The organism is Lentimicrobium sp. S6 (assembly GCF_013166635.1).
In the GTDB taxonomy this organism is placed as follows: Bacteria; Bacteroidota; Bacteroidia; order Bacteroidales; family UBA12170; genus UBA12170.
The window spans coordinates 1-4,801 of the sequence record NZ_JABKBZ010000137.1 but is presented as its reverse complement, the minus strand read 5'-3'; the positions used below and the strand labels follow the sequence as shown (position 1 = coordinate 4,801).

The 4,801-nt window shown below is 32.9% G+C and carries 5 protein-coding genes; 3 read left to right on the top strand and 2 right to left on the bottom strand.

Annotated elements, in window-relative coordinates:
• Positions 1 to 120: 120 nt before the first annotated feature.
• The gene (locus HNS40_RS21595; RefSeq protein ID WP_172284795.1) at positions 121 to 753 is read right to left on the bottom strand and encodes a glycosyltransferase family 39 protein; all 633 of its coding nucleotides are present in this window, start codon (positions 751 to 753) and stop codon (positions 121 to 123) included.
• A gap of 2 nt (positions 754 to 755) precedes the next feature.
• Complete coding sequence (locus tag HNS40_RS21590; RefSeq protein ID WP_172284794.1) at positions 756 to 2,615, bottom strand: tetratricopeptide repeat protein; 1,860 nt, start codon at positions 2,613 to 2,615, stop codon at positions 756 to 758.
• Between the two features lie 596 nt (positions 2,616 to 3,211).
• On the opposite strand from HNS40_RS21590, the gene HNS40_RS21585 reads away from it, so the two are divergent.
• From HNS40_RS21585 to HNS40_RS21575, 3 genes are all read left to right on the top strand, one after another.
• Positions 3,212 to 3,475 (top strand): hypothetical protein, encoded by a 264-nt coding sequence (locus HNS40_RS21585; protein ID WP_172284793.1) that lies wholly within the window; start codon positions 3,212 to 3,214, stop codon positions 3,473 to 3,475.
• The gene (gene tnpB, locus HNS40_RS21580) at positions 3,476 to 3,829 is read left to right on the top strand and encodes an IS66 family insertion sequence element accessory protein TnpB (RefSeq protein WP_256367567.1); all 354 of its coding nucleotides are present in this window, start codon (positions 3,476 to 3,478) and stop codon (positions 3,827 to 3,829) included.
• Positions 3,830 to 3,890: 61 nt separating this feature from the next.
• Positions 3,891 to 4,801, top strand: a 911-nt coding sequence (locus HNS40_RS21575; protein ID WP_172284791.1) for an IS66 family transposase, incomplete at its 3' end; no start/stop codon positions are given.

The following is a 4,801-nucleotide window of genomic DNA, read 5'->3' as shown; positions in this document are numbered from 1 at the left end:
CTTCTTTTGTTGTAAATCTTTCTTTAAACGTCTGTCTATCAATGTTTTTTAGTATCCTCATCGTTCCTGAATTTGAATACAATTTACAAAATAATATACTCATATACAACTATTTGTGAACTAAATGGGTAACCCTATTATGTTTTTTAATTCTACTTTTCGTTTTATATAAAAATGAATGAGTAAAAGAGCTATAGGAAGAGTAATAGCTGCTGGTTTAGATAGCAATGATAAAAATGCAGCAATGATAGTAAAAACGATATAACTTGTGTTCCCTCTACTTATATAATTAACATAGCTGAGTAGAGAAACTAAATAGAAAAAAGTATATAACACATCTTTTCTACTTGATATCCAGGCGACAGATTCAATATGCATAGGATGAATAGCGAATACTAAAGCGGCAAAAAAAGCTGACCCTTTGATTTTAGGGAATAACTTTCTTATCAGAATCATCACCAATATTGAGTTAAACAAATGCCAGAAAAAATTGGTAATATGAAAAGTAATTGGAGCTCCTCCTCCTAAAATGTGATCTAATTTCAGACTCACCATGGTAAGTGGATGAAAATTTCCAGTACCTGAGCCATCTAATAATAAAGATAATGAAGGGTTTATAATAAAACCATTGTTTAAAACATAAAGCTGATCGTCAAAATTCACGAAATCAAAAAAGAAGGAAGGCCAATATAATACCAATGTTACAACAATTAACCACAACAACTCAAAACCATTTTTTTTATTCCACTTCATACTTAATTGATTGGTTGATAATACCCAGGATTGACTTCTACCCCTAATTTTTGAGCTTTATAAAAATCTATGTCAGCCTCTTTTTGCCTTTTCAATAACCTGAGTGAAATTCCTCTGTTGAAATAGTAAGTGCCTTCATTCGGTTTCAACTCTAATGCCGTATTTAATACCACTAAAGAAGAATCAAACTCTCCTAGATATTGATGCTCTATTGCTAATGCGTTCCATATGGCATCCTTAGTAGGATCTATTTTTAAACAGGTTTTATAATCTTTTTTAGCATTTTGTCTTTGGTTCAGCTGCCCATAAATAATTCCTCTATTCATAAATGCATTTACAAATTCAGGATTGATTTTCACTGCACTTGTCAAATCTAAAATAGCTTCTTTATATCTTCCTTGTCTCCCCATAATGGCACCACGGTTTGCATAAGCATTCTCATCTAAAGAATCAAGTTGAATACAATTATTATAATCTGCAAAAGCCTGAATATCTTTTCCTAAATCGAAATAAATATTCCCTCTATTACTATAAAACATAGCTTCATCGGGATTCAAGTCAATGGCTCTATTAAAATCATATAATGCTTTTGAATACTCTTTCTCCATACGATAATACACGCCTCTTCCTCCCCATGAACCAGCAACTTCGGGGAATTTCTCGATTGCATCGGTCCATAATGTTTCACCATTCCTCCAAATCTTAACCCTATTCAATGAAAATGCTGAGAAAACAATTAAACAAAGGAGTATGATATTTCGAACTCGATTTGAATTTACATTCTCCACCTTAATCAGGTCATAGAGAATAAAATACAATGCTATGCAAACCCCAATATATGACATATAAGTATATCGCTCCGCAATAATAGCACTCCCTACAGTAACAAATTGTAAAACCAGTATTAATGAAACTAAATAAAATAGAACTCCAAAAATTACATTTCTATTCTTTCTATAAAACCAGATTAATAATGCTCCTAAACCCAATGAAAACAGAGGCGCAATACTAACAAACCATTCAAAGGGTCGATTTGGGTATGGATAGAATGATGAGAGATGAACTGGAACTATAAATTTCATAAGGTATAAATTTACAGCATAGCTAGCCAGTTGAATTCTCTCAATAAACAAAAATGCATTAACATTAACGGCTCCTGAATCTGTTTGAACCAATACTGTAGCTAACCCAATCACAACAGAAACAATTATAAATGGAATTTTTTCAATAAAAACTCTTAGATTTAATTCACGTCCCATTAAATAATCAACTAGCAATAAATGAATCGGAAAAACAACAGCGGCTGGTTTCGATAAAGCCGACAATATATAGAACATCAATGTAATCAATATGTATTTCTTTTCTCGTCTTTCACCATATTTAGAATAAGCTAATAAAGCCAAAAAATAAAAGAAGAAAAAAAGTACATCTTTACGAGAAGAAATCCACGCTACTGATTCTACATGCATGGGATGCAATGCAAAAACCCCAGCAACAAACAGTGGAAAATACACCTGCTTTGGCCAAGTTTTATGTACCCACAAATACAATAGAACAATATTAAACAAATGAAAAACCAAATTAAACAAATGGTATCCGAATGGATTATCCTCCCCCAATAAGTAATTTAGAGATAGACTAAGCATAGTTATTGGATGGTAGTTAGCAGTATTTCCTTCCATAAAAAAAGACCCAATATTTTTTATAGATGGATTTTTAACCTTATTGTTATTGAACACATAAATATCATCATCCCAGTTTACAAAGTCAAAAGAAAGGGACTGAAGGTATACCAAAAGTGTTACAATAAGAATTCCAATGAGTAAAGTTTTATCTTTTTTACTCAAAGCTATGTCTTTCAAATTTATTTTATTAACAATCATAATGTCAGATTCCCTTTTTTTACGGTCCATTCAAAATTAGACTTTCTAGCTCAAATTCCTAGCATTTCTATTGGTGTTTTATTATTAAGGATTCATGAGGACGATGATAGTTTCAATCCATCATCCATTCTTCCACTTTGGTTCAACTTCAGTTAATGATTCAAATACCAAAACATTTAACAACCCTCCTCTTAAAGAGCCATTTAATCTTTCGGTATATCCTTTCTTCATTAGTTTATCAAGCTGAATGAATACCTATTTCAATTCGTTTAATTTGCAAATAATTAACAATTGTTTTTTAAAAAAACAGCCTTACACAGAATATTTTATTTATTTTAGTAAGCTCTATAGTTTTATTACTGTCAATAATTAAAACAATATTAATTAAAAACCAAAACCACCTAAAATGATAAAATTTTTACCTAAAAATCATTTTTCAAAATTTATATATAAAACCAGGCTTTTGTATATCATACTAGTTTCTCTTTTATCTTTGACATACATAAAGTAAGCACCCGACCAACTCCATCTTTTCTAATAAGCTGATTTCGCAGAGATTTGCGCTCAAAAAAAAGATGAAAAAAGAAGAAATGTTTACTATGGTGGAAGCTTGGCATAAAAGCGGATTGACAAAACAACAATTTGTAAACGAGCACCCTATAACTTATCATAAACTTAATTATTGGATTGGTCAATATAATAAGATGAACCTGACTAAAGAGCAAGCTCGAAAGTCAAACTTTCAGGAAATATGTTTGTCAGAGAAAGATTTCATTAGCTCACAAAAAATCCTAGAGCTAACCACACTGTCAGGAACTCATATTGTAATCTACAGCTAAATGTTTGGTATTCCACTTGGCACAAAAGTTTTCCTATATTCGAAGCCCTGTGATATGAGAAAAGGATTTAATGGACTGTATGGGCTAGCGCAAAATGAAATGCAGTTGGATCCAATGACTGGCTATCTGTTTGTTTTCATCAATAAGCCACGAACACACATAAAGATAATATTCTGGGATCAGGATGGCCTTGTAGTTTTTTATAAACGTTTGGAAAAGGGCACTTTTAAACGACCAACCGCCCTTAGTGAGGCATTAAACAGCGAACTATTGCAGGAAGATTTATACTTCATTTTACGTGGAATAGATTTTGAAAAAACCAAAAAAAGGAAGCGTTATTTACCCACAAAATGAACTGTATAACTTAGTCCGAAAGCATAAGGATATCAGGGTGTTTAGGCTTATCCCATGCCTCATGGGAAAAGGGTTAAAAAATAGGTCTAAAGAGGAGCTTTTGAAGATTATTCAAGTGCAAGAATCTACCCTTAAACAAAAAGAGGAAACCATCTTAACACAAAAGCAGTGGATCGAACAAATGCAAAGGATGTTATTTGGTAGCAAAAGCGAACGTTTCGTTAAAGCTCCTGTTGATCCAAACCAACTTCATCTTTCCTTTGAAGAACTTAATGAGAAAAATGGTGGTCAAAAAGAGCCTAACCAAACTGTTGAAGACTTAACCAAAGAAAAAGTTGCCAAAAAATCTAATCACAAAGGCAGAAACAAACTGCCAAAGACTCTTGAAGAAAAAGAAATCATCATTGAGCCAGAGCAAGATATTGAAGGTTTAAAAAGAATTGGTGAAGAAAGAACCGAGATCCTAGAATACTTACCAGCATCATTTTTTAAGTTGGTGATTGTTCGTCCAAAATACGAAAAGCCCAATCAGGATGGTGTTTTGATTGCAGATATGCCCAGTCGCCCTATAGCAAAATGTATGGCTGGAAATATGCTTTTAAGTTCTATCCTGACAAATAAATATGTGGATCATTTACCCTTGTATCGCCAACGCCAGATTTCTAAACGCTCCGAAATTGAAATCGCTCCCTCTACCATTGATTCGTGGGTGTCGCAATTAGGGTCTTTGCTTGAGCCATTATATGATGCCATGGTTAACACCATCAAAAATGGGAGTTATTTACAAGCCGATGAAACCCCAACTAGGGTTCTTGACAAACAAAAAAAAGGAAGTACACATCAGGGCTATTATTGGGTTTACCATGACCCCTTAAAAAGAATGGTGGTGTTTGACTACCAAAAAGGACGTAGCAAAGATGCACCCCGAAAAATACTCGATAACTTTGAAGGGTATTTACAAACCGATGAATA

Bases quoted from the DNA above. Each gene is read 5' to 3' on its own strand.
- HNS40_RS21595 (WP_172284795.1), bottom strand. From the start codon at position 753: ATGAAGTGGAATAAAAAAAATGGTTTTGAGTTGTTGTGGTTAATTGTT.
- tnpB (WP_256367567.1), top strand. From the start codon at position 3,476: ATGTTTGGTATTCCACTTGGCACAAAAGTTTTCCTATATTCGAAGCCC.
- HNS40_RS21585 (WP_172284793.1), top strand. From the start codon at position 3,212: ATGAAAAAAGAAGAAATGTTTACTATGGTGGAAGCTTGGCATAAAAGC.